Genomic DNA, 22,970 nt, shown 5'->3' on the forward strand with positions numbered 1-22,970 from the left:
TTTAAATTTTTGAAACTTTATTATTTTCTAATTTGTATTTTTCTCCACTTTCTTCACAAACTGCAATATTGTCTGCGTCAAACTGAAGTTTATGCCCGAATTCGCTCATCCAGCCCATTTGTCTGGCAGGGTTTCCCACTACCAATGCATAATCCGGAACTTCTTTTGTAACCACAGCTCCTGCACCGATAAAAGCATACTGACCTATATTATGCCCGCAAACAATCGTTGCATTAGCTCCGATGGAGGCCCCTTTTCCAACGTGTGTTTTCAGATATTCATTCTTTCTGTTTACTGCACTTCTTGGGTTTATTACATTGGTAAAAACCATTGAAGGTCCTAAAAAGACATCATCATCACATGTTACTCCTTCATAGATAGAAACATTATTCTGAACTTTCACATTTTTTCCTAAAATTACTTTGGGGGAAATAACAACATTCTGTCCAATATTGCATTTTTCACCCAAAATGCAACCTGTCATGAGATGCGAAAAATGCCAAATTCGGGTTCCGTTTCCTATTTGACATCCTTCGTCAATAACGGCTGTTTCATGTGCAAAAAAATCCGACATATCTGGTTTATATTATTTAAAATAATTCTTAATTTCTTTAATTATAATATCCTGTACTTCCTGGTCAAATTCAGTATGAATTGGAAGAGAGATAACTTCTTGGCAAAGCTGCTCCGTAACCGGAAGACTAAAATCATCTTCTACATATTGAAGAAAAGCTTCCTGTTTATACAGGGGCAAAGGATAATAGATCATGCTTGGGATATTCTTATCTGCCAAATATTTTTGTAATTCATCTCTTTTTCCATTTTTCACTCTCAGGGTGTACTGATGAAATACATGCGTAGAATTCCCGGCTCTCTCAGGAGTCTGAATTTCAGCAATACCCGCAAGATTTTTATCATAATAATCTGCCATTCTGTTTCGTGCGGCTGAATATGTATCCAAGTGCTTAAGCTTAACTTTTAATACAGCTGCCTGAATGGTATCCAATCTTGAATTACAACCTAAAACTTTATGATAGTACTTTTTTTCCTGGCCATGGTTGGCAATCATTCTGATTTTAAACGCTAATTCATCATCATTGGTCATCAAAGCACCTCCATCACCATAGCATCCCAGATTTTTTGACGGAAAAAAAGAAGTACATCCAATATGCCCAATAGTTCCTGTTTTTTTAACGGTTCCATCTGAAAACGTATAATCAGAGCCAATTGCCTGAGCATTATCTTCTATAACAAAAAGGTTGTGTTTTTCTGCAAATTTAAGAATTTGTTCCATATCAGCACTTTGGCCATATAAATGAACAGGAACAACCGCTTTGGTATTAGGGGTAAGGTATTTCTCAAGACCATCAAGCTGTATATCAAAAGTATTCTCGTTTACATCTACCATTACAGGTTTTAACCCTAAAAGACCTATAACTTCTGCAGTCGCTACATAAGTGAAAGCAGGGCATATTATTTCGTCACCTGGCTGCAGATTAAGGGCCATCATGGCAATTTGAAGAGCATCTGTTCCGTTGGCACATGGAATAACATGCTTTACTCCCAGATATTCTTCAAAATCGTGTTGAAATTCTTTTACAGCAGGGCCATTAATAAATGCTGTATTGTCTATGCATTCCTGAATACCAGCATCTATGTCTTCTTTTATTTTCAGGTATTGACCTTTAAGATCAACCATTTGAATTTTCATATTTTTAGTTTTTTGAGTGCATATAGTAGTGCATTTAATTCATGATAAGTTCACTTATCTTCTTTCCGATAGAAAGACATGAAGTGGCTGCAGGAGAGGGAGCATTTCTAACATGAATAATGTTTCCGTTTTTCACGATGTCAAAATCATCAATCAACCCTCCATTTCTGTCGCAAGCCTGGGCTCTTACTCCAGAACCACCTGCCACAAGATCACTTTCCTGTATTTCCGGTAAAAGTTTTTGAAGCGCCTTAGTAAAAGCAGATTTGGAAAGTGAACGGTGCATTTCTCCCATTCCGGTTTTTCCATATTTTGCTACAATTTTTCTAAATCCAGGCCATAGCATGGTTTGCATGGTTTCGTTGAAATTGAAATCGAAAAAGTGGTATCCTTCCTTTTTGAAAGCCAGAACTGCGTTGGGACCAGCCTCTATATTACCGTCAATCATTCTGGTAAAGTGAACTCCAAGAAAAGGAAAATTAGGGTCGGGTACCGGATAAATAAGATGTTTTACCAGGTATTTTTTTTCATCCTTTATTTTATAGTATTCTCCTCTGAACGGAATAATGACCACATCATTTTGTTCGTTGGTCATTTTTGTTATTTTGTCGGAGTATAATCCGGCACAGGAGATTAATTTGTTGGTTTTAAATTCGGAAATATTGGTAGTGACAATAATTTCAGATCCTTTATTAATGATGTTTTTTACTTCATTATTAAATCTTACTTCACCTCCTGATTCTTCAAAAAGTTCTTTTATTTTTTTGGCTATTCCCGGATAATCAATGATTCCTGTCTGTGGAACTTTAATTGCTTTTACGCCTTCACAGTGAGGTTCAATTTCACGGAATTCTTCTCTGGAAAGATATTTTAAATCCTGAAGTCCGTTTTCAACTCCTCTTTTATAGATATTATCTAAAAGGGGTAATTCTTCCTGTGAAGTAGCTACAATGATCTTCCCGCAAAGGTCATATCGTATGCCATGTTTCTCAGCAAAGTTGATAACGGAATTATAGCCTTCGATACAGTTTTTAGCTTTAAGGCTTCCAGGCTTGTAGTAAATCCCGCTATGAATTACTCCACTGTTATGCCCAGATTGATGCAATGCTACATCGTTTTCTTTTTCCAAAATCAGAATCTTAGAATCAGGATTTTTCAGTAGAGTCTGATAGGCTGTAGCCAATCCTACCAAACCTGCACCAATGATGATGATATCATAGTTCATGATCAGTTATAATCTTGCATCTACCAGACTTCTGTCTAAACATGCTTTGGTATCGAAAACCACAGCATTCTCTTTTTTAAGCTGATCCAGATCTATTTCCAGAAACTCATTATGAGAGACCGCAATGACTAAAGAATCATACTTTTTGCCTTCCTGAAGGGCATCCAGAATATCAATTCCATATTCGTGCTTTACTTCTTCTTTGCTTGCCCATGGATCATAAATATCAACATTTACTCCGAAATCAGCAAGTTCTTTATAGATATCTACAACTTTAGTATTTCTGACATCCGGACAGTTTTCTTTGAACGTAACTCCTAAAATCAGGGCATTAGAATTTTTAATAACCCCGCCTTTTGCGATAAGAAGCTTCACTACTTTAGCAGCCACAAACTTTGCAATAGAATCGTTTACACGTCTTCCTGATAAGATAACATCGGGATGATATCCCAGTTGTTCTGCTTTGTGTGCAAGGTAATAAGGATCTACAGAGATACAATGTCCTCCTACTAATCCTGGTTTATATTTAAGGAAATTATACTTTGTTCCAGCTGCTTCCAATACATCATTAGTATCGATACCTACTCTATCAAAAATTAATGCCAATTCGTTCACAAAAGAAATGTTAACATCTCTTTGTGCATTTTCAATAGCTTTTGAGGCTTCTGCAACTTTAATACTGGGTGCTTTGTGAGTTCCAGCAGTAATAATTTTTTTATATAATTGATCTACTTGTTCAGCAATCTCTTCTGTAGACCCAGAAGTTACTTTTTTAACACTTGTAAGTGTATTTACTTTATCTCCCGGATTAATTCTTTCCGGAGAATATCCTACAAAAAAGTCTTCGTTAAACGTAAGTCCTGAATATTTTTCAAGAACTGGTACGCACTCTTCTTCTGTACATCCTGGAAAAACTGTAGATTCATAAATGATAATATCTCCTTTTTTAATAATTTCTCCCAGCATTTTTGAAGCAGAAATCAATGGATTCAAATCCGGAGCATTATATTTATCAATGGGAGTAGGAACTGTTACAATGAAAACATTAGCTTCTGCAATATCAGATAACAGGCTTGTTGCTTTATAGCCTAAAGAACCATTGGATTCGTTATATTTTTTCAGTCCGTTATTTAATTTATCAACATCAGCTTCAAGCGTTATATCTTTTCCGTTATTAAGCTGATCAACACGCTGTGTATTGATATCAAATCCAAAAACGGGATAATGATCTGCAAATTCAAGAGAGAGAGGAAGCCCTACATAACCCTGGCCTATAACCGCTATTTTATATGTTGTTGTCATTAACTAAGTTTATTTTTTATTTTTTGAAACCAAGATTGTTCTGTATGCTGGTTATAGCCATAACCATATTTATTACTGTATCCTAAATTTTCCCTGCTTACATCATTAAGCACAAATCCGACATTTCTGATTTTTTTCTGGTCAATATTACGGTTGGCAAATTCCAGCAACGCCTTTTCTGTGTACTTGGATCTGGAAACGTAAATGGTTACATCAGAAAGTTCAGCAATAAGGAAAGTATCAGTTACAAGAAGCAATGGTGCTGTGTCCAGAATAATATATTCGTATTTTTCCTTCAATTCTGTTAAAAGAATCTCATAACGCCCGTTAGACAGCAATTCTGTTGGGTTTGGCGGAATCATTCCTGAATAAATTACATCAAGATAGGGGTTAAAAGATGATACATGAATAATATCTTCAAGTTTAGTCTCGTCATTGTAAAGATACTCCGTAAGCCCGGCAAGTCCTTTTCTGGCAGGATTATACCTTTGAAGCTGGGGATTTCTGATATCAGATCCGATAATAATTGCTTTTTTCTTGGGATTGGCCAATGTCAAAGCCAAGTTGACAGATGTGAATGTTTTTCCTTCTCCTTTTACTGTTGAAGTAACAAATACTACTTTTCCCTTTTTCTCTTTTGAAAGCATGAAATTCATATTGGTAATAAGAATTCTGAATGCTTCTGCCATGGGAGTAATATCATTCATTTTAACAATTTCAGAATCTCCTTTTTCAAGACTTGGCAGTTCTCCAATAATAGGTGCATGCACTAGCTTTTCTAAATCATGTTTCGTAACAACCTTATTATTGAAAAGCATTCTTAAGTAAATGATAACAAAAGGAACTAGTAATCCCACCACCAAATAAACAATCAGAATGATATTCTTTTTGGGTGCAATAGGGTTTGCGGATGCATATGCCGTATCTATTATTCTCGCTTTAGGAGCAGTAATAGATTCAGCAATTGCTGTTTCTTCTCTTTTTTGAAGCAACAACAAGTATAAATTTTCCTTGATCTGTTGTTGTCTTTCAATACTTCTGAACATTTTCTCAATAGAAGGCAACTTAGATATCTTATCTGAAACTTTATTCTGCTCACCAAGATATTCATTTCTTGCCAGCTCAAGACCTATTCTGTTTCTCTGCAAACTCTGCTCAATAGACTGGCGCATTGTGTTGATCTGTTTGGTGATATCCACCACTGTTGGATTTTCTACAGTTGCAGACTCTAAAAACCTGTTTCTCTGAAGAATAAGCTGATTATATGTAGAAATTCCTGCAATGGCTTCAGGATTTTTTAGTCCTACATTGGAAGGTAAAGCCTGATACTGTCCCTGTCTGTTTACAAAACTGATCAAAGCATTAGTAAGTTCCAGCTGTGCATCTACATCAAGCTGTTTTGCTCTTGCAGCGGCAGAACTTTCCAGACTTATTTTTGCCTCTGTTTCAAGATCAGTAAGGTTATTTTTGGATTTAAATATTTCTTTTTGACTTTCTACATCTCCCAGCTCTCCTGTAAGTCTTTTAATTCTGTCTTCAATAAAGTCCAGTGTTTTCTTAGATTCCGAATTTTTATCTAAAATGGCATCATTGTTATATGCTAAAACCAAAGCATTAAGTATGTCTTGCGCTTTTGTAATCTGTGGATAGTTCATATCCAGTTTCAATACGGTAGCATCTTTATTAATTAAGCTTACCGCCAGCGTATTCTGCAGCATGTTTACTTTAGCATCTACTGTTGAAATGTAAAGTTCAAGATCGTTCAGATTTATCTCTTTTAAAGCAGCCGGATTATACTTATTATTTTTAGTAATAATAATATTGGCAAAAGGAAGTCCTATGGTCTTACCAAAACCGGTAACAATTTCTTTTTGTGGCTTATCTGTACTTACAATAAGTTTCTCCCCTTCTATTTTTAGCAGAACAGGAGTAGAAATTTCATCTGGTTTTTCATTAATTACCCTTACTTCAATTGGCGAGGTATCTTTATAAAGTTCAATTTTTCTAAGTTTGGACTTTGCGAAAATATCAGTCTGAAGGTTTTTATTAATGACAACTTCCTTCATTAATCTTTTTGACTTCAGCATCTCAATTTCATTAGCAATACTGTTTGTTTTCAGCCCACCTAAATTTGAAAAGTCTGGTAAAACACCCAAGTCATTATTTATGGGAGACGAGGAGTTTTTAGCATCTTTTACAAGTACTGTTGTCTGTACATTGTAAACAGGAGTCATAAACTTCAATGCAATATAGCCGATTACCAAAGCAATAAAGGCACTCAGAGCAAACCACGGCCATTTTCTTAAATAGGGCTTTACTATTTCATTAATATCAATATTCCTTGAACTATTTTCTACTTCTAAAGGTGCTGAAGACTGTTGGGTGTTCATTAATTTTTTTATTTCTTAAATAAACTTATTACTACTGCTATTGCTGTGATAGCTATAGAAGCTGCCGTAAGGTACAGAGTTGTATTGGGATTCTGTTTTGCTAAAACATCTTTGGTATTGCTTGAGGAAACAATAATGGCATCTCCTTGTTTCAGATTGTAATAAGGAGAATTAATAAGATTGGCATCCCGAATATTAATACGGCCATGAGAAACAACACCATTTTCTGTTCTGATTACCAATATGTCTTCTCTTTTCCCATATTGCGTCAGGTCACCAGCCATACCTAATGCATTTAAAATAGTTGCCTGCCCGCTTGCTATAGTATAGTCTCCCTGTCTGCTGACTTCTCCAAGTACTGTAACTTTAAAATTCGAGAGCCTGATATTAATTGTTGGGTTAATAACATATCTCGTCATTTTTTCTCTAAGTTCATCTTTAAAAGCAGTCAAACTTTTCTCTGAAGTATTGAGTTTTCCTAATATCGGAAAGTCAATATCTCCATTTGCATCTACGATATAAGTTGGTCCTGAAAGTACTGTTGATCCCTGATTAGGAGTATTTCCGCCGGCCATGGCATTTGTCTGGATAAGTTCTGAGGAAGAATAATTCTGATTAAAAGGTTTTACAACATCCATATCCTTGGCAGTGATCAGAATCACCAACTGATCCCCCACCTGGATTGTATTTGCTGAATTTTTAGCAGAGGCATTGATTGCAACCTGTTCTATATTCTGCATATAATTTAAATCATTCTTAGCATTAGGATTAACTTTACAGGAAATCACTAATGAAGATGCCAAAACTACTGCTAATATTTTTCCTTTCATTATCTTGTTAAATTATGCAAATATACATTTATATTTATTCTATTTATCCAGGGCCTCATAAATTGAATTATTACTTCGGAATTCAGGCACTATTGTTTTAAGAATCCTTACAACTTCCACCTTATCTCTTCTCAGCGAAGCTTTAGTAATTTGCTTGGTAAGTGTATCTATTTCTTCAAATCCCATAGAAGGGTCTTTAGAAATCATAATTTTGTCATTATGAGTAGGAAGTGTTTTTGCGTCATCACTTAAGAGTTCTTCATATAACTTTTCCCCAGGTCTCAGTCCTGTATAAATAATCTTAATATCAATGTTAGGTTCGAATCCTGATAATTTTATCATTCTTTTGGCAAGATCAATAATTTTAACGGGTTCCCCCATATCAAAAACAAAAATTTCACCTCCTTCGCCCATTGTTCCTGCCTGAAGTACCAGTTCGCAAGCCTCAGGAATTGTCATGAAATATCGTACAATTTCCGGATGGGTTATGGTGACCGGTCCTCCGGCTTCAATCTGCTTTTTAAAATGAGGTATTACAGAACCGTTAGATCCCAGTACATTTCCAAATCTTGTTGTAATAAATTTGGTAACGTTACCTTCCACATTCTGAAGCGATTGTACAAAAAGCTCAGCAGCACGTTTTGAAGCTCCCATTACATTGGTTGGATTTACAGCTTTATCTGTAGATACCATTACGAACCTGTTTACTTTATACTTGCTGGATAGTTTTGCAACAATCTTAGAACCTAATATATTAACAAAGATAGCTTCATGAGGGTTTTCCTCTACTAAAGGTACATGCTTATAAGCCGCAGCATGATACACCATTGAGAAGTTATAGGTCTGGAACAGAGATTCCATCCTATGATGATTGGAAACGTCTCCTAAAACAAATTTGAAAGCGATATGAGGGAACTTCTCTCTCATTTCAAGTTCAATTTCATAAAGCGGAGTTTCTGCCTGGTCTAAAACTACAATTAATGAAGGATTGAAAAGAGCCACCTGTCTTACAATTTCGCTACCTATGGATCCTGCCCCACCGGTTACTAATACTGTTTTATCAAAGTGTCTGCTTTTAACTTTTTCGTTCTGAATTTTGATAGGCTTTCTGTTTAACAGGTCTTCAATTTGAAGGTTTCTGATAGATCCACCCAGATCACTGTCTCTAAGCTTTTGCACAGATGGCGCTTTAAAGACGTTAAGATCTTTCTCTAAAAATAGATTCACCCATGAATTCATTTCATCTCTGGCCATCATTTCTTTAACAACAAGAACGCCATCAATAATAAGATCTTCTTTGGTATTTTGTTCTATTTTTTCTTTTTCATAAATGGGTTTTCCCAGCAGCGAAGCTCTTTTGGAATCTGTTCTTTGTGTCAAAAATCCTACTACCTGATAGGGAAGACTTGGATTATCAAGAATAGCACGGGCAATGGCAATAGACTGTTCATCAATTCCCAATACCAGAATTCTTTTTTTAAGTGCACTTCTTCGGTATTCTCTTACAATATGAAAAAACTCTTTCACATAAAGTCTGAAAAGAAATAATCCCATAAATGAAATTACAAAATAAAGCATCAGATACGGAGTAAGAATAAACTTACTTCCTGTAATCCAGAAATAGCAGATATTGATGGTTCCGATCGCCAGCATTGTGCAAAAACAGGAAATCAGAAGCTTAAATAAGTCTATAAATGTAGAATGGCGGATAATCCCGGCATAAGTCTTGAAGGCATACATAAAAGCAGCGTTCACCAGAATAATAAAAGCGAAAATAAGGCTTTTATCATCGTGATAAATAAATTCCTGCTTGGTAATTTTTGCGATAATGTAAGTAGAAAGAAATAAAGATATTACAAGAATAATAATGTCTATTACAAGAATTATCCATCTAGGAAGATATCTTACGTCTGAGAGATTGACAACATTATCCCCTCCAAATATTGTTTTTCTAAGAGAATTGTACATTGTCTGTATTGGTGTTCATATTTAATTAAGTATAATATCTAATTATCCAATCAAAGATAATTTTGATACAATCATGCAAAAATAAATAAATTTATTTCAATATGCTGAAATCAAAAATAAATTTGATGTTATATTTATAAAATCTAACAATTTTATTGTGGTACAGCTAAACCGAGAGACAAAAATCATACCATACAATCTGTTGATGAAGGTGATATTTATCTTCAAAAATTCTTTATTTCAGCTGTTTTTTCTTCAAAAGAAGTATTAAATCTTTATGTATCAATCTTTTTCAATGAACCGGTTGTTTTTTTACTAAAAGTCATACGTCAAGTTTTTTTTTAATTTATTAATATTTAGCCAAAAATATCAATTATTTTCTCATACTCAAAACCTTTGCTCATCAAATGTTTTATAGTTTTGGTTTTTTTTTGATATTCTTTCAAGCCCGTTTGTTTGGTATAATAATCATCAAAAATTTTTCTGATGGTTTTCTCATAATCAGAATCATCAATCTCATCAAAACAAGAGTTTATCAACCTTTCTGAGATCTGTTTCTGCTTAAGATTGATTTTAATTTTGGTTTTCCCCCAGTGTTTGATGTAAAATTTTCCCCGGATATAGCTCCTGGTAAATCGTTCTTCGTTCAGGTAATTTTCTTTCAGGAGAAATAAAATGATTTCCTCTTTTGCTTCATCAATAAGCAGAAATTCCCTCATCTTCTGTTCCACCTCAGCATGGCAGCGATCCTGGTAAACACAATAGTTAACCAGTTTCTGCTTAATTTCATCGAAGGTATAAGATTTTTTTTCCATTGTAATAAAAAAAGAATGAGCAGTTTGCCCATTCTTTATATGATATTGGAATGTCTGTTAGTAATTGAACAGAGCTTTACCTTCCATTAATTCGTTCACTTTCTTTCTTACAGATCCAAGAACTTCTTCATTTTTGATATTGTCCACTACTTCAGAAATTAATCCGGCAATAGTATCCATATCATTTTCTTTTAATCCTCTTGTTGTAATAGCCGCAGTTCCCAATCTGATACCAGATGTTGTAAATGGTGATTTATCATCGAAAGGAACCATGTTTTTATTACAAGTAATATCAGCAAGTACTAATGCTTTTTCAGTTTCTTTACCGTTTACTCCTTTGTTTCTAAGGTCTACCAGCATCAGGTGGTTATCTGTACCACCGCTTACGATATCAAAACCTCTGTCGATCATCGCTTTTGATAATGCCTGAGCATTAGATTTAACCTGTTTCGCATAGGTTTCAAACTGTACGTCCAATGCTTCACCGAAAGCTACCGCTTTACCAGCAATTACATGCTCAAGAGGTCCTCCCTGAATACCTGGGAATACAGCTCCGTCCAGTACCTGGCTCATCATTTTGATTTCTCCTTTTGGAGTTTTGTGACCGTAAGTATTTTCAAAGTCTTTCCCCATCATGATCATCCCTCCTCTTGGCCCTCTCAGGGTTTTGTGAGTAGTAGTCGTTACGACATGACAGTGTTCGAATGGAGAGTTCAACAATCCTTTCGCCACTAAACCAGCCGGGTGAGCAATGTCTGCCCAAAGCGTTGCTCCAACTTCGTCTGCCACTTCTCTGAATTTAGCATAGTCTAAATCTCTTGAGTACGCAGAGAAACCTGCAATAAGCATTTTTGGTTTTTCTCTCAATGCCACTTCTCTCATTTGGTCATAGTCGATAAGACCTGTTTCCTGCTGAACTCCGTAAGAAACTACGTTATATTGAATCCCTGAGAAATTCACTGCAGAACCGTGAGTAAGGTGTCCTCCCATTGAAAGATCCATTCCCATGATTTTGTCACCTGGTTTCAAAACTGCAAGATAAATGGCTGCATTCGCCTGAGAACCGGAATGTGGCTGAACATTCACGTAGTCTACTCCGAAAAGTTCTTTAGCTCTGTTGATCGCTAAAGTTTCAACCTCATCTACTACTTCGCATCCTCCGTAATATCTTTTTCCGGGATACCCTTCAGCATATTTATTTGTCAGTACACTTCCCATTGCTTTCATCACGTTTTCAGAAACAAAGTTTTCTGATGCAATAAGTTCTAAACCATGGGTTTGTCTTTGTCTTTCCTTTTCAATCAGGTCGAAAATAATATCCATTTTACTTTTAGTTTTTGAAATTTTCACCCCAAATGTACGGAATTTTCGTCGAGATTTATCTATTGAAAAAATGATTTTTAAACACTAAAAAATGAAAATATGTATCCATAAATCCTACATTACGGTTCTTTTAAATGTGTCAAAAAGCCTTTAAAATTCCTCATCAGAAAGTTCTTTATTCACCATAGCTCCGGCAAAACTCCCTTGTGCAACTGCATTGGCTACGGAACGCATCATGGTTACATTATCTCCACAGGCAAAAAGTCCGGAAACGGTTGTTTTCTGCATCATATCTACTTTAATAAATCCCTGTTCTGTCAGTTCACATCCCAGATCATCAGATACATTGATATTCTGCTCAAAAGGAATTTTAGCATACAAAGCCTGTAAAGGAATTTCTTTTCCGTTTTTAAAAATTATTTTTTGAATGAAACCATTTTCATGTTTTACTTCTTTGATTTCATCTTCGTTAAGAATGATTTTATTCTGCTTCAGTTTTTCAAGTTGTATTTCACTAAGAACAGCTTTTCCATTGGTAAATAAAGTGAGGTTTTTAGTCAGATTAAAAATCAGTTTTGAAAACTCGTAGGCCATATCTCCGTTGGAAAGAATTCCGGTGATTTCATTTTTCACTTCATAACCATGACAGTATGGGCAATGGATAACAGAAATTCCCCAACATTCTGCAAATCCGGGAATATCCGGCATAATATCCTTCACTCCTGAAGCAAGGATGAGCTTTTTGGTATTAAATTTTTCTCCGGATGAAGTTTGAATTTCAAAACCTTCGGTTGTCTTTGCTGTTTTTACGACTGTTCCATTATAAAACTTTACAGTGTCATATTTTTCTACATCTTCTTTTGCCAGCTTTGCAATTTCCGCGGGTGTTTTTCCGTCATGAGTAACAAAGTTATGGGAATGCGGAGTCTGTCTGTTGCAGGGTTTTCCGTTATCAATAATCAGGACATTTCTTAAAGATCTTCCTAAAGACATTCCTGCAGATAATCCAGAATAGCTTCCTCCTATTATTATAACATCAAGGTTTTTGTTTTTCATAGCTCAGTTGATAATTGATGATTGATGATTGATGATTGATGATGCAAAGATAGCTTAAAATCAATTAATGCAATGAAGTTGCAATAAAATTTATCTATTAACTTTATCCTGTCTACAAATCATCTTTTCCAGCTTTATTAATAACTATTTCCATCCATTTTTAACTTCGATAATCTCATCGTGAATTCTTTTATTAACATCTATTTTTGCACCCTGTAAACTAAAAATAGCAGTCCCTCTTTCTCTTGCATACGGATTGGTAATAGAATCTTCCAATTTTGCAACTTCAAAAAATGAACCGGATTCTTCAAGTTCTTTCCCTGCTTCGGAGGCATCTTTGACTCTGATAACATTTTTATATTTCTTACTTAAGTCAATCCAATTAATATAGTCTGCGTGAAATGACATCGCTGTTACTCCAGCTTTGGTATAATAATTAATCGCTCCTGTCTGTCCATAATTGTCACACAACACCATTGTATTTCCGGTTTTTGATAGCCTGGAATATTCTTTATCTACCTTTTGAGCCAGTTCTTTCCAACCCTGCATATCTGCAAAATCCTGTGGCAGCGGATGATCTTTTCCATCTTCCCAGCGAAGCAGTCCTAATTTTTTGTACTGGCTTTGGTGGGACACGATGTATTCAGGACTTTTATTTGGAAAAGCCACATTATACAAAGGCAGGAATAAAAGTACAGGAATGAGAAGACATACGGGTTTCAAAAATCTTTTCCAGCTTTTTTCAAATACATTTCCGAGAAAAACAGCACCAAAAGCAATATACACAGGATAGAGTCCGATTGCGTAGTAATCTTTTGCTTTAAAAAACAAAAATAGAGTGATCGTGATGATATAGCTCCAGAAGAAAAACCTGAATTTTTCAAAAGGTTTGTATAACAGCAATGCTCCCCAGCCTGCAATAATCACAAAAATAACTCCGACAAAAAATAAAATCTGAGATTTCATAAAACCCATCCGGTCTACATGCACCAATTGTTTTTCAGAAAGTTCTTTCATATGATGAATAACAGGAAACTGGTTCTGGTACTGCCAGAGAAGATTGGGAAAAATAATTATTAAAGCTAAAAGAGCTGCCCAATACACATGAGGCTGCATAAAAATCTTCCTCTGCTCTGTCAGCAATAATGCGGGAATAAGCCCCAATAATGAAAAAACAATATTGTATTTGTTTAATATTCCTATTCCGACAATGATGGCGCTTATATACAACCATTTTACTTTTTGAGAATTGAAATATTTAATCAGACTGTAGTAAAAGAACAGCCAAAGGAAAATCTCCAGAGAGGTGGGCTGGAATAACATATTTACCCGAAGCAGTACTGAAAATAATATACCTGAAGAAGCCAGCACTTTAGCAAACAGGCTTCCCTTGAGTTCTTCCACAACTTTCCATGTCAGTACTATCGTTAAAGCTCCGAACAGAGCTGGAAAGAATTTAACCCAAAAGATGGAATTGCCCAACATTTTAATCATCCATGCCAGCCAGGAATTAACAGGAGGAACGGAAAGATATCCCCATGCCAGATGATTGGCCTGATCAAGATGCAGGTATTCGTCTCTGTGCAATTCATACTCAGGACTTATCAAGGAATATTGAAGGGCAAACTTTGCGATGATAAAAAGCAGCAGGATCCAATAGTCTTTTTTCATGGAAAATAGTTTGAAATTTAAAAATAAGACATTTTAAATGCTCGATTTGTTACAATCTTGCTATTAATTAATAAAAAAGAATCCCGGAGAAAAAAATTCCTCCGGGATTCACAGTTTAAAAGTGTATAGTGTAGTTTATTATTTTTTGTTCGCTTTTTCTTTAAGCTCTTCCTTATCTTTATCAGATGGGTTCCACACTTTAATTTCAGTGTCTTTTGTAATATTAGACCCCGGAAGAATCTGAACGTTGATCCCGTCACTTGCTCCCAGTTTCAAATATACTTTTTTGAATTTTCCATCATTTTGCTTCGCTTCCACGAAAGGAACATCTTTACCTTGTTTCTTTTCATACTGAACCAAAGACTCATCCAATAACAATGCATTTTTCTGGGAACTCAAAACAATTTCACCATTCGCAGAAAAACCTGCTCTAATATACTCATTATTAGGATTAGTTACGTTACCTTCTACCGGAAATTTAATAGTTCCTGCATTATCTTTACCTTTTGGTGCAATCATCGTTAGTTTTCCTGGGAAAGTTTTATTTTGCAGTGCACCGATCACGATATTCATATCCATCCCTTCTTTTAGCTTTCCGGCCTGGGCTTCGTCAATTTCGCCTTTAAAGATCAGAACATTTAAATCTGCCACTGAACAGATTGTAGTTCCTGCATTAAAGTTATTGGCTTCAATCACCTGGCTTCCTGCTTTTACGGGAACTTCCAATACGGTACCTGAAGCTTTTGAACGGATTTCGGTAGTTGCCAACCCTTGTCCTTTAAGTTCAGGAGTTGCTCCGGTTTTCGCAATTTGCAATCTTTTTTGAGCGGTATTCAATTGCTGCTGGGCATTTTTCAAAGTCTGCTGCTGAGAGTATAACTGCTGCTGAGCGTTCAGATATTCCTGTTTTGAAGCCACTCCTTGCTTATATAGTTTATCCTGCATTTCAAACTGCTTTTGCATATTTCCTACATTCATCTGAGCATTACTGATCTGGATCTGCGCATTCTGAACTTCCTGCTGTGCAGCGTTTACTTCAGAGATGCTTGGAACAATTTTTACGGTAGCAATCAGCTGTCCTACTTCTACTTTATCTCCTTCCTTTACTAAGATTTTATCTATAATCCCTGCAATATTGGGTTTGATTTCAATTTCTTCTTTGGGAACAATTTTCCCTGTAGCCATTACTTTATCATCCATATTCTGGATAGTAGGTTTGCGGGTAAGGAAAGCCTCATTCTCTTTGGAGTTTGATTTGATAAAATAGCCAAGACCTGAGAACAATGCCACTGCAAACAAAAGCCCCAACACTATATAAATGGCTTTTTTCCAGGTGAATTTCTTTTTCATATGTATAGTTTATTTTTTATTCAATAGATTGAAAGATTTAAAAAGACTGATTCTCTGTATTCTTTTATTTAAATCTTAAAATTGTTTATTTTCAAATTAATTACTCTGTTCTTAATGCTTCAATAGGTCTGATCTTTACCGCTCTTTGTGCCGGAATCATCCCGATTATCAATCCTAAAATTACCATGACAGCCATCGCTGCAAATACATTTCCATAGTTAACGGTCGGATTATAAAAAGGAAATGAATCCTGCCCCTGGGTAATGGCACTAAGGATCATAAGGACAAAAATTCCAGACATAAAACCTATTAATCCGGAGGAGAGTGTAATCACGACACTTTCCAGCAAAATCTGATTTCTTACTTCAGCTGGTTTTGCTCCCAACGCTCTTCTGATTCCGATTTCTTTGGTTCTTTCTTTTACTGTAATCAAAAGAATATTGGAGATAGCGATTACTCCTGCAAGAATAGTCAGGGTACCAACAATAATGGTCAGCAGCTGCATTCCTGTAAGGAAACCGGTCAGTTTTTTAAATTCTTTTCCAAGATTGAAGCTTCCGAAAGCATTGGTATCTTCAGGTGAAACTTTATTTTTGGTTTTTAAAACCTGTTTCACATCTTCTTCTACGGAATTAACATTAGCATTAGGCTTGCTTACGATGGCAAACAGGTCTATCTGGTCTCCTGCATTATACATTTTCGTGTAAGTGGAAAGTGGAATAAAAGCGGTCTGATCATTTTCAAAACCACCTCCTTTTTTCACACGGAAAACTCCGATGACATTAAAGAACAATCCCTTAATATTGATTGATTTTCCTATTGGATTTTCTTTTTTCTTGGAATCAAAGAAGTTTTTATAAATTTCTTCTCCAATAACGACTACATTTTTATTCCCTGAAACATCGGCATCATTGATGTAGCGTCCGTAGATCAGTTTCTTTTCCGAAATTTTATTTCCTACAGAGTAATCTCCGGTAAGCGAATAGGTTCCGTTTTTCCCGTTTCTTGACATGGCTTCTCCCGGTGTTCCGGTAAAGCTTCCTCTGGCATTTTGGGGAGATATATAATCTATGGCTGTTACTTTTCTTTTCAGCATATCCATATCGGTTAAGTTCAGATGAACTTCTCTTCCTTTAGGAAATCCTTCATATGGAATGGAGGTCTTCTGTGCCCACAGGAAGATTGAATTGGTGGCAAAACCGGAAAATAATTTATCAAAACCATTCTCCATTCCTTTTGCTGCTCCAAGAAGGCTTACATACAAAAACATCCCCCATCCTACGCCAATCATGGTAAGAAATGTTCGGAGTTTATTATTCCTCAATGAATAATAAATTTCCTGCCAAGTATCTTTTTTAAATATGATATTCACCTTTTTGAATTATAAGTTATAAATTATGAGTTATGAATTCCATTCATTCTTTTAACTAAAAATTTGCTTTTTAGCTTATATTATTCTGTTCTCAATGCTTCAATAGGTTTGATTCTTGAAGCTCTGTAGGCGGGTACAAATCCAGCAATCAATCCTGAGAAAATCAGTGCAATGAATGCCATAATAATAGATCCCCAACCTACACTTGGGCTTTTAATGAAGAATTCTTCAAGACTGTCACCAATAAGACTTAATGTCAAAACACCTATTCCTACTCCTACAAGTCCGGATACTACTGTAATCACAACGCTTTCCTGAACAATCAATCCTACAATTCCGCCTGGCTTTGCGCCAATAGCTTTTCGCACACCGATTTCTTTGGTTCTTTCTTTCACGATGTACACCATGATATTACTGATCCCGATAATTCCCGCCAGCAATGTCCCCAGACCAATGAATCCAACAATTGCGGTAAGAACTGCCATAAACATAAATGTATCATTCATGTTTTTGGCGTTATTCCATACACGAACTCCATTTTCATCATCAGGAGAAACATTTTTTCTGGCTTTTAATTTATCCTGTAACTCATCACCATATTTTATGGCCTGATCCGGAGTCAGCTTATCATTATAAGTGATATAGGCTATATTCACAGTATCAGAACCTTTTTTCATCTGCTGTAAAGTGGTAATAGGAACGGTAATATGTCTTTCATCCCGGTCTCCGCCATCATCTGAAAAGACACCGATCACCTTGTACATTGTTCCATTAATATCCAGCTCTTTTCCAATAGGATTTCCATTTTTGATCAAATCCCTCTGAACCATTCTTCCGATTACGGCAACATTTAATTTCCTTGTCAAATCCATAGAGGTCAGATAACGGCCATCAATAATTTTTCTATTCTCAATAACCTGCTCTCCCGGTTCAGCACCATTGATCTGGTAAAGCCCACTTTCTTTCCCATATTTCACCATTAAATTGGCACTGTACCTGGGACTTGAAGGTCCCGCTTTTGACTTATCCGCATTAATCAAAAAATCATAGTCTGCGTTATTCAACGAAATATTTCTATCAGACTGCAACCCCTTATAAGCTAAAGTGGCTTTCCCTGTTGAAATAATAATAAGGTTCTTAGCATCTCCGGCAAATCCTTCTGAAAAAGCATTCTGAAGTCCTTTTCCAATTCCAAAAAGCACAATGAAAATAAACAGTCCCAAGGCTACCGTAAACCCTGAAAGTACCGTCCTGAGCACATTGCTCCGGATAGAACTGAATATTTCCTGCCAACGATCTAGGTCAAACATAGTTTTTATTTTTTTACTTTGTAAAAAAGTCAATTAGCTGCGCTCTCAATTTTCTTCGAAGTCAATTAACCTATTTTTCCTCTTCATTATCCATTCACTTGCGAAGCAAAACTGACCATTCACGATTCACTTATAATACAATCTGCTTAATAAACTCATCACTTTCAATAATCCCGTCCTTCAGTACTACATTTCTTTTGGTTTGTGCAGCAACGTCCGGTTCGTGGGTTACAACGATGATTGTTTTCCCTTCATTATTGATGTCCTGAAGCAGTTTCATAATATCATGAGTCGTTTTGGAATCCAGTGCTCCTGTAGGCTCATCCGCCAGTACTACTTTTGGGTCTGTAATCAAAGCTCTTGCAATAGCTACTCTTTGTTTCTGTCCTCCTGAAAGTTCACTTGGAAGGTGGTTGGCCCATTGTGCCAATCCTACTTTTTCCAGATATTCCATCGCTTTCTGATTTCGCTCTTTTCTCGGTACATTCTGATAGTACAGAGGAAGTGCTACATTTTCTAAAGCCGTTTTATAATTGATAAGATTAAAAGACTGGAAAATAAATCCTAGAAATCTACTTCTGTATTCCGCAGCTTTTACTTCAGATAAATGTTCGATAGGAACTCCATCCAATTCATAGGTTCCTGAATCTTTTTCATCCAGAATCCCAATAATATTAAGAAGCGTAGATTTTCCGGAACCGGAACTTCCCATAATAGAAACAAACTCCCCTTCAGAAATATTCAGATTAATTCCTTTGAGAACATGAAGTTTGCTTTTCCCTGTATCGTATGACTTATTTAAATCCTGAATTACTAACATTAAGTGATGTATGTTTTATACCCAATAAGTAGATGATATTTTCAAATTGTTACAAGAATAAAAATTTATTCAAATATTTTTTTGTTTAATACATTACTCCTTTATTAATAATACTTTATAAAATATTGTTTAACTGTAACTCTCTATTTGTATCTATTTATCCTCAAGATTGCTGTCCAGCCTATTATTCGAGCCTGTTTCATGTAAATGTGGAAAACTTTTCAGGCTAAAAGTCAGCCTATTAGTATTTACCTCTTTCAAAATCAGTTCTTTTTTTCGAACTTTGCTATTAGTTCTTTACAAGAAATATGAATTTGGGGAAGTGAATAACTTTAATTCACAACTCGCAGATAAACAAAAACTTAAGTATTTCCGGAACGTTATCCACAAGGATCTAAATTATTTAATTATAAAGATATTTAATATGGGAATTTTTGATAAAAGAGTAAGTTATAAGCCATTTGAATACCCGGAGGTTCTTCAATTTGTAGAAGCCATCAACAAATCGTTCTGGGTACATTCGGAAGTGGACTTTACTGCAGATGTTCAGGATTTTCATTCGCAGTTGGAACCACATGAAAAGCATGCTGTGAAAAATGCGCTGTTAGCCATTGCACAGATCGAGGTGTCTGTAAAGACATTCTGGGGGAATTTATACAACCACCTACCCAAGCCGGAATTCAATGGATTAGGATCTACTTTTGCAGAATGCGAGTTCCGTCATTCTGAAGCATATTCCCGTTTATTAGAGGTTTTAGGATACAATGACGAATTCCTTAACGTGATCGAAATTCCTGCCGTAAAGGGAAGAATAGAGTTCCTTGGAAATGCTTTAAAACATGCTAATTCTGCGACACCTAAAGAGTATGTTTCCGCTTTACTATTATTCAGTATTTTAGTAGAAAATGTTTCTCTTTTCTCGCAGTTTGCCATCATCCTTTCTTTCACAAGATTCAAAGGTTTCATGAAAAACGTTTCCAATATCATCGCATGGACTTCCGTAGACGAGCAGATTCACGCTAATGCAGGAATCTACCTGATCAATAAAATCCGTGAGGAGCAACCTGACTTATTAACAGACAGTGATATCGAAGACATCTACACGTTAGTAGACGAATCTATCGCAAGAGAGGGAGATATCCTTAGCTGGATCTTTGAACTGGGAGAAATTGACAACGTTTCCAAAGAAGATCTTCTCAACTTCATGAAATACCGTGTAGATGACAGCCTGAAGAAAATCAACATGAAAACAAGATACAACATCACTCCTGAACAATACAGACCAATGGTATGGTTCGAGGAAGAGGTTTTCGCCAATTCATTAGATGATTTCTTTGCAAAAAGACCTGTAGACTATACGAAGCACGATAAGAGTATTACAGCAAACGATTTGTTTTAATATTGGGCGCGAGCGAAGCGAGCGTCAAAGCAGTCAGTATTAGGATTACCCCTTTTCTGATTAATACGTGGAATTGCTGTTCATGAATAAAGCACAAATACAAAAGAAATGATCAATGTAATAGTAACCTATACGGTAAACCCCGAATTTGTTCCCAACAATAAAACGAATATCCAAAAGTTTCTGGAAGATTTCAAAAATTTAGATTCTTCCACCTTTGAATATAAAGTTTTTGTAAAGGAAGATGGTGTTACTTTTGTACATTATTCAAACTACATCAATGAAGAAGTTCAGCATGAAGTTTTGAATGTTCCGTCTTTTAAAGAATTTCAGAGATTAAGAGACGAAAGCGGGCTGAACGGTTCCCACAAAGTAGAAATTTTACAATCAATACTATAAAAAAACAAAATTCCGGAGTGATTCTCTCATTCCGGAATTCGAAAATATAACATCTATGGAAGAGCAAAATTCAAATATATGGTGGCTCAATGAAGAGTCTGAGCAAATGTTGAACAGAGGATATCTGTTGAAAGGTGAAACGGTAGACGGAGCTATCGACAGAATTACCACTGCTGCTGCAAAAAGGTTATACAAACCTGAACTTCAACCGGCATTCAAAGAAATGATCACGAAGGGATGGATCAGTTTCTCTTCTCCTGTATGGGCTAATATGGGAACAGAAAGAGGTCTTCCTATCTCATGTTTCAACGTTCACATTCCGGACAGCATTGAAGGAATTACTCACAAAATGGGTGAAGTCATCATGCAGACTAAAATCGGAGGTGGTACTTCAGGATATTTTGGAGAATTGAGAAACAGAGGAACAGCTGTAACAGATAACGGAAAATCTTCAGGAGCCGTTTCATTCATGAAGCTTTTCGATACAGCAATGGATGTTGTTTCTCAGGGAGGAGTAAGAAGAGGTGCTTTTGCTGCTTACCTGGATATTGACCACGGAGATATTGAAGAATTTTTATCCATTAAAGATATTGGCAGCCCGATTCAGAACCTGTTTACCGGAGTATGTGTACCGGATTACTGGATGCAGGATATGATTGACGGTGATATGGAAAAACGTAAAGTTTGGGCAAGAGTATTGGAAAGCCGCCAGCAAAAAGGTCTTCCGTATATTTTCTTCACAGACAACGTCAACAGAAACAAACCTCAGGTTTATAAAGACTTAGGAATGACGGTAAATGCAAGTAACCTTTGTTCTGAGATCATGCTTCCTTCTACAATGGAAGAATCTTTTATCTGCTGTCTGTCTTCTATGAACCTTGAACTATATGATGAGTGGAAAGATACAGATGCTGTTAAATTAGCAGTATATTTCCTTGATGCAGTATTGTCCGAGTTTATTGACAAAACTGAAGGTAACTATTATCTGCAGGGAGCAAGAAACTTCGCGATGCGTCACAGAGCTCTTGGATTAGGCGTTTTAGGATACCATTCTTATCTACAGAAAAATATGATTCCGTTTGAAAGCTTTGAGGCGACTCAGTTCAACGCAAGAGCATTCAGACATATCAAGGATCAGGCTGAGCAGGCTTCAAGAGAGCTTGCCAACATCTATGGAGAACCGGAAGTATTGAAAGGATATGGATTGAGAAATACCACTACAATGGCTATCGCTCCTACCACTTCAAGTTCTGCCATCTTAGGACAGACTTCTCCTGGAATTGAGCCTTTCTCTTCCAACTATTATAAAGCAGGCCTTGCAAAAGGAAACTTTATGCGTAAGAATAAATACCTTGCACAATTATTGAAAGAAAAAGGGCTGGATAACGAAGAAACATGGAGAACAATCATGCTCAACCATGGATCGGTACAGCACCTGAACGAGCTTACTCCTGAAGAAAAGGCAGTATTCAAAACGTTCAAAGAAATTTCTCCAATGGAGATTATTTCTCAGGCAGCACAAAGACAGCAGTACATTGACCAAGCACAGTCACTGAATCTTCAGATTCCTTCTACAATGCCTGTAAAAGATGTTAACTACCTTTATATTGAAGCCTGGAAAAAAGGAGTAAAAACCCTTTACTACCAAAGAAGTTCATCTGTTTCAAAAGAAATGATGGTTAACTTCGTATCATGTTCAAGCTGTGAGGCATAGGACCAAGTAATAAACACGCTATATTTACAAAAGCATACTGAGAGGTGTGCTTTTGTTGTTTTCAATGTTAATAAGTTTTGGCTAAAGCCGACGGAGGGTTTGTTTTATGAAAACGGGCTGAAGCCCGTTCCTATTGAATAATTACAGCTTGTATATAATTATTTTGAGCATTTCCCACAGATTGCGCAGATCTTCACAGATGATTGCATGTATTCAAAATGATTTAGTAAGAATAAAAATGTATTTCTTTTGCCGGCAAAAATCATCATTCATCATTCATCATTCATCATTCATCATTCATCATTCATCATTCAT

The 22,970-nt window shown here is 36.0% G+C and carries 18 protein-coding genes; 3 read left to right on the forward strand and 15 right to left on the reverse strand.

The window, feature by feature from the left end; genetic code table 11:
- Position 1: 1 nt before the first annotated feature.
- From DDF69_RS08040 to DDF69_RS08110, 15 genes are all read right to left on the reverse strand, one after another.
- A complete protein-coding gene (locus tag DDF69_RS08040) occupies positions 2–574 on the reverse strand; it encodes an acyltransferase (RefSeq protein WP_114820333.1) in 573 nt (190 codons plus the stop codon).
- A gap of 12 nt (positions 575–586) precedes the next feature.
- Positions 587–1,711 (reverse strand): DegT/DnrJ/EryC1/StrS family aminotransferase, encoded by a 1,125-nt coding sequence (locus DDF69_RS08045; RefSeq protein WP_114820334.1) that lies wholly within the window; start codon positions 1,709–1,711, stop codon positions 587–589.
- 34 nt (positions 1,712–1,745) lie between these two features.
- Complete coding sequence (gene lhgO, locus DDF69_RS08050; RefSeq protein WP_114820335.1) at positions 1,746–2,936, reverse strand: L-2-hydroxyglutarate oxidase; 1,191 nt, start codon at positions 2,934–2,936, stop codon at positions 1,746–1,748.
- 6 nt (positions 2,937–2,942) lie between these two features.
- Positions 2,943–4,238, reverse strand: coding sequence for a nucleotide sugar dehydrogenase (locus tag DDF69_RS08055; protein ID WP_114820336.1), 1,296 nt, complete (start codon positions 4,236–4,238; stop codon positions 2,943–2,945).
- Positions 4,238–6,628 carry a GumC family protein gene (locus tag DDF69_RS08060; RefSeq protein ID WP_114820337.1) on the reverse strand — a complete coding sequence of 797 codons (2,391 nt, stop codon included), beginning with the start codon at positions 6,626–6,628 and terminating at the stop codon, positions 4,238–4,240. The genes DDF69_RS08055 and DDF69_RS08060 overlap by 1 nt, the downstream gene beginning before the upstream one ends.
- Before the next feature lie 8 nt (positions 6,629–6,636).
- A complete protein-coding gene (locus DDF69_RS08065; protein ID WP_114820338.1) occupies positions 6,637–7,458 on the reverse strand; it encodes a polysaccharide biosynthesis/export family protein in 822 nt (273 codons plus the stop codon).
- Positions 7,459–7,497: 39 nt separating this feature from the next.
- Positions 7,498–9,426 carry a polysaccharide biosynthesis protein gene (locus DDF69_RS08070; RefSeq protein ID WP_114820339.1) on the reverse strand — a complete coding sequence of 643 codons (1,929 nt, stop codon included), beginning with the start codon at positions 9,424–9,426 and terminating at the stop codon, positions 7,498–7,500.
- A gap of 356 nt (positions 9,427–9,782) precedes the next feature.
- Positions 9,783–10,241, reverse strand: a complete 459-nt coding sequence (locus DDF69_RS08075) for a regulatory protein RecX (protein WP_114820340.1) — start codon at positions 10,239–10,241, stop codon at positions 9,783–9,785.
- A 57-nt stretch (positions 10,242–10,298) separates the two neighbouring features.
- Positions 10,299–11,564 (reverse strand): serine hydroxymethyltransferase, encoded by a 1,266-nt coding sequence (gene glyA, locus DDF69_RS08080; RefSeq protein ID WP_034699074.1) that lies wholly within the window; start codon positions 11,562–11,564, stop codon positions 10,299–10,301.
- A gap of 150 nt (positions 11,565–11,714) precedes the next feature.
- Positions 11,715–12,620 (reverse strand): NAD(P)/FAD-dependent oxidoreductase, encoded by a 906-nt coding sequence (locus tag DDF69_RS08085; RefSeq protein WP_114820341.1) that lies wholly within the window; start codon positions 12,618–12,620, stop codon positions 11,715–11,717.
- A gap of 144 nt (positions 12,621–12,764) precedes the next feature.
- The gene (locus DDF69_RS08090) at positions 12,765–14,291 is read right to left on the reverse strand and encodes a glycosyltransferase family 39 protein (protein ID WP_114820342.1); all 1,527 of its coding nucleotides are present in this window, start codon (positions 14,289–14,291) and stop codon (positions 12,765–12,767) included.
- A 138-nt stretch (positions 14,292–14,429) separates the two neighbouring features.
- Entirely contained in the window at positions 14,430–15,641 is a 1,212-nt protein-coding gene (locus DDF69_RS08095) for an efflux RND transporter periplasmic adaptor subunit (protein ID WP_185144329.1), read from the reverse strand.
- Positions 15,642–15,741: 100 nt separating this feature from the next.
- A complete protein-coding gene (locus DDF69_RS08100; RefSeq protein WP_114820344.1) occupies positions 15,742–17,013 on the reverse strand; it encodes an ABC transporter permease in 1,272 nt (423 codons plus the stop codon).
- Positions 17,014–17,093: 80 nt separating this feature from the next.
- Positions 17,094–18,323: an ABC transporter permease gene (locus DDF69_RS08105; protein WP_114820345.1), complete on the reverse strand. Its 1,230-nt coding sequence runs from the start codon at positions 18,321–18,323 to the stop codon at positions 17,094–17,096.
- Positions 18,324–18,453: 130 nt separating this feature from the next.
- Positions 18,454–19,143: an ABC transporter ATP-binding protein gene (locus DDF69_RS08110; RefSeq protein ID WP_034699055.1), complete on the reverse strand. Its 690-nt coding sequence runs from the start codon at positions 19,141–19,143 to the stop codon at positions 18,454–18,456.
- A gap of 424 nt (positions 19,144–19,567) precedes the next feature.
- Between DDF69_RS08110 and DDF69_RS08115 the strand changes: the two genes are divergently transcribed.
- From DDF69_RS08115 to DDF69_RS08125, 3 genes are all read left to right on the forward strand, one after another.
- Positions 19,568–20,542 (forward strand): ribonucleotide-diphosphate reductase subunit beta, encoded by a 975-nt coding sequence (locus tag DDF69_RS08115; protein ID WP_041461620.1) that lies wholly within the window; start codon positions 19,568–19,570, stop codon positions 20,540–20,542.
- A 108-nt stretch (positions 20,543–20,650) separates the two neighbouring features.
- Positions 20,651–20,941, forward strand: a complete 291-nt coding sequence (locus DDF69_RS08120) for a hypothetical protein (RefSeq protein ID WP_114820346.1) — start codon at positions 20,651–20,653, stop codon at positions 20,939–20,941.
- A gap of 55 nt (positions 20,942–20,996) precedes the next feature.
- Positions 20,997–22,655, forward strand: a complete 1,659-nt coding sequence (locus DDF69_RS08125; protein WP_079242943.1) for a ribonucleoside-diphosphate reductase subunit alpha — start codon at positions 20,997–20,999, stop codon at positions 22,653–22,655.
- The last annotated feature ends 315 nt before the right edge of the window (positions 22,656–22,970 follow it).

The organism is Chryseobacterium sp. KLBC 52, from assembly GCF_003347605.1.
Lineage (GTDB): Bacteria > Bacteroidota > Bacteroidia > Flavobacteriales > Weeksellaceae > Chryseobacterium.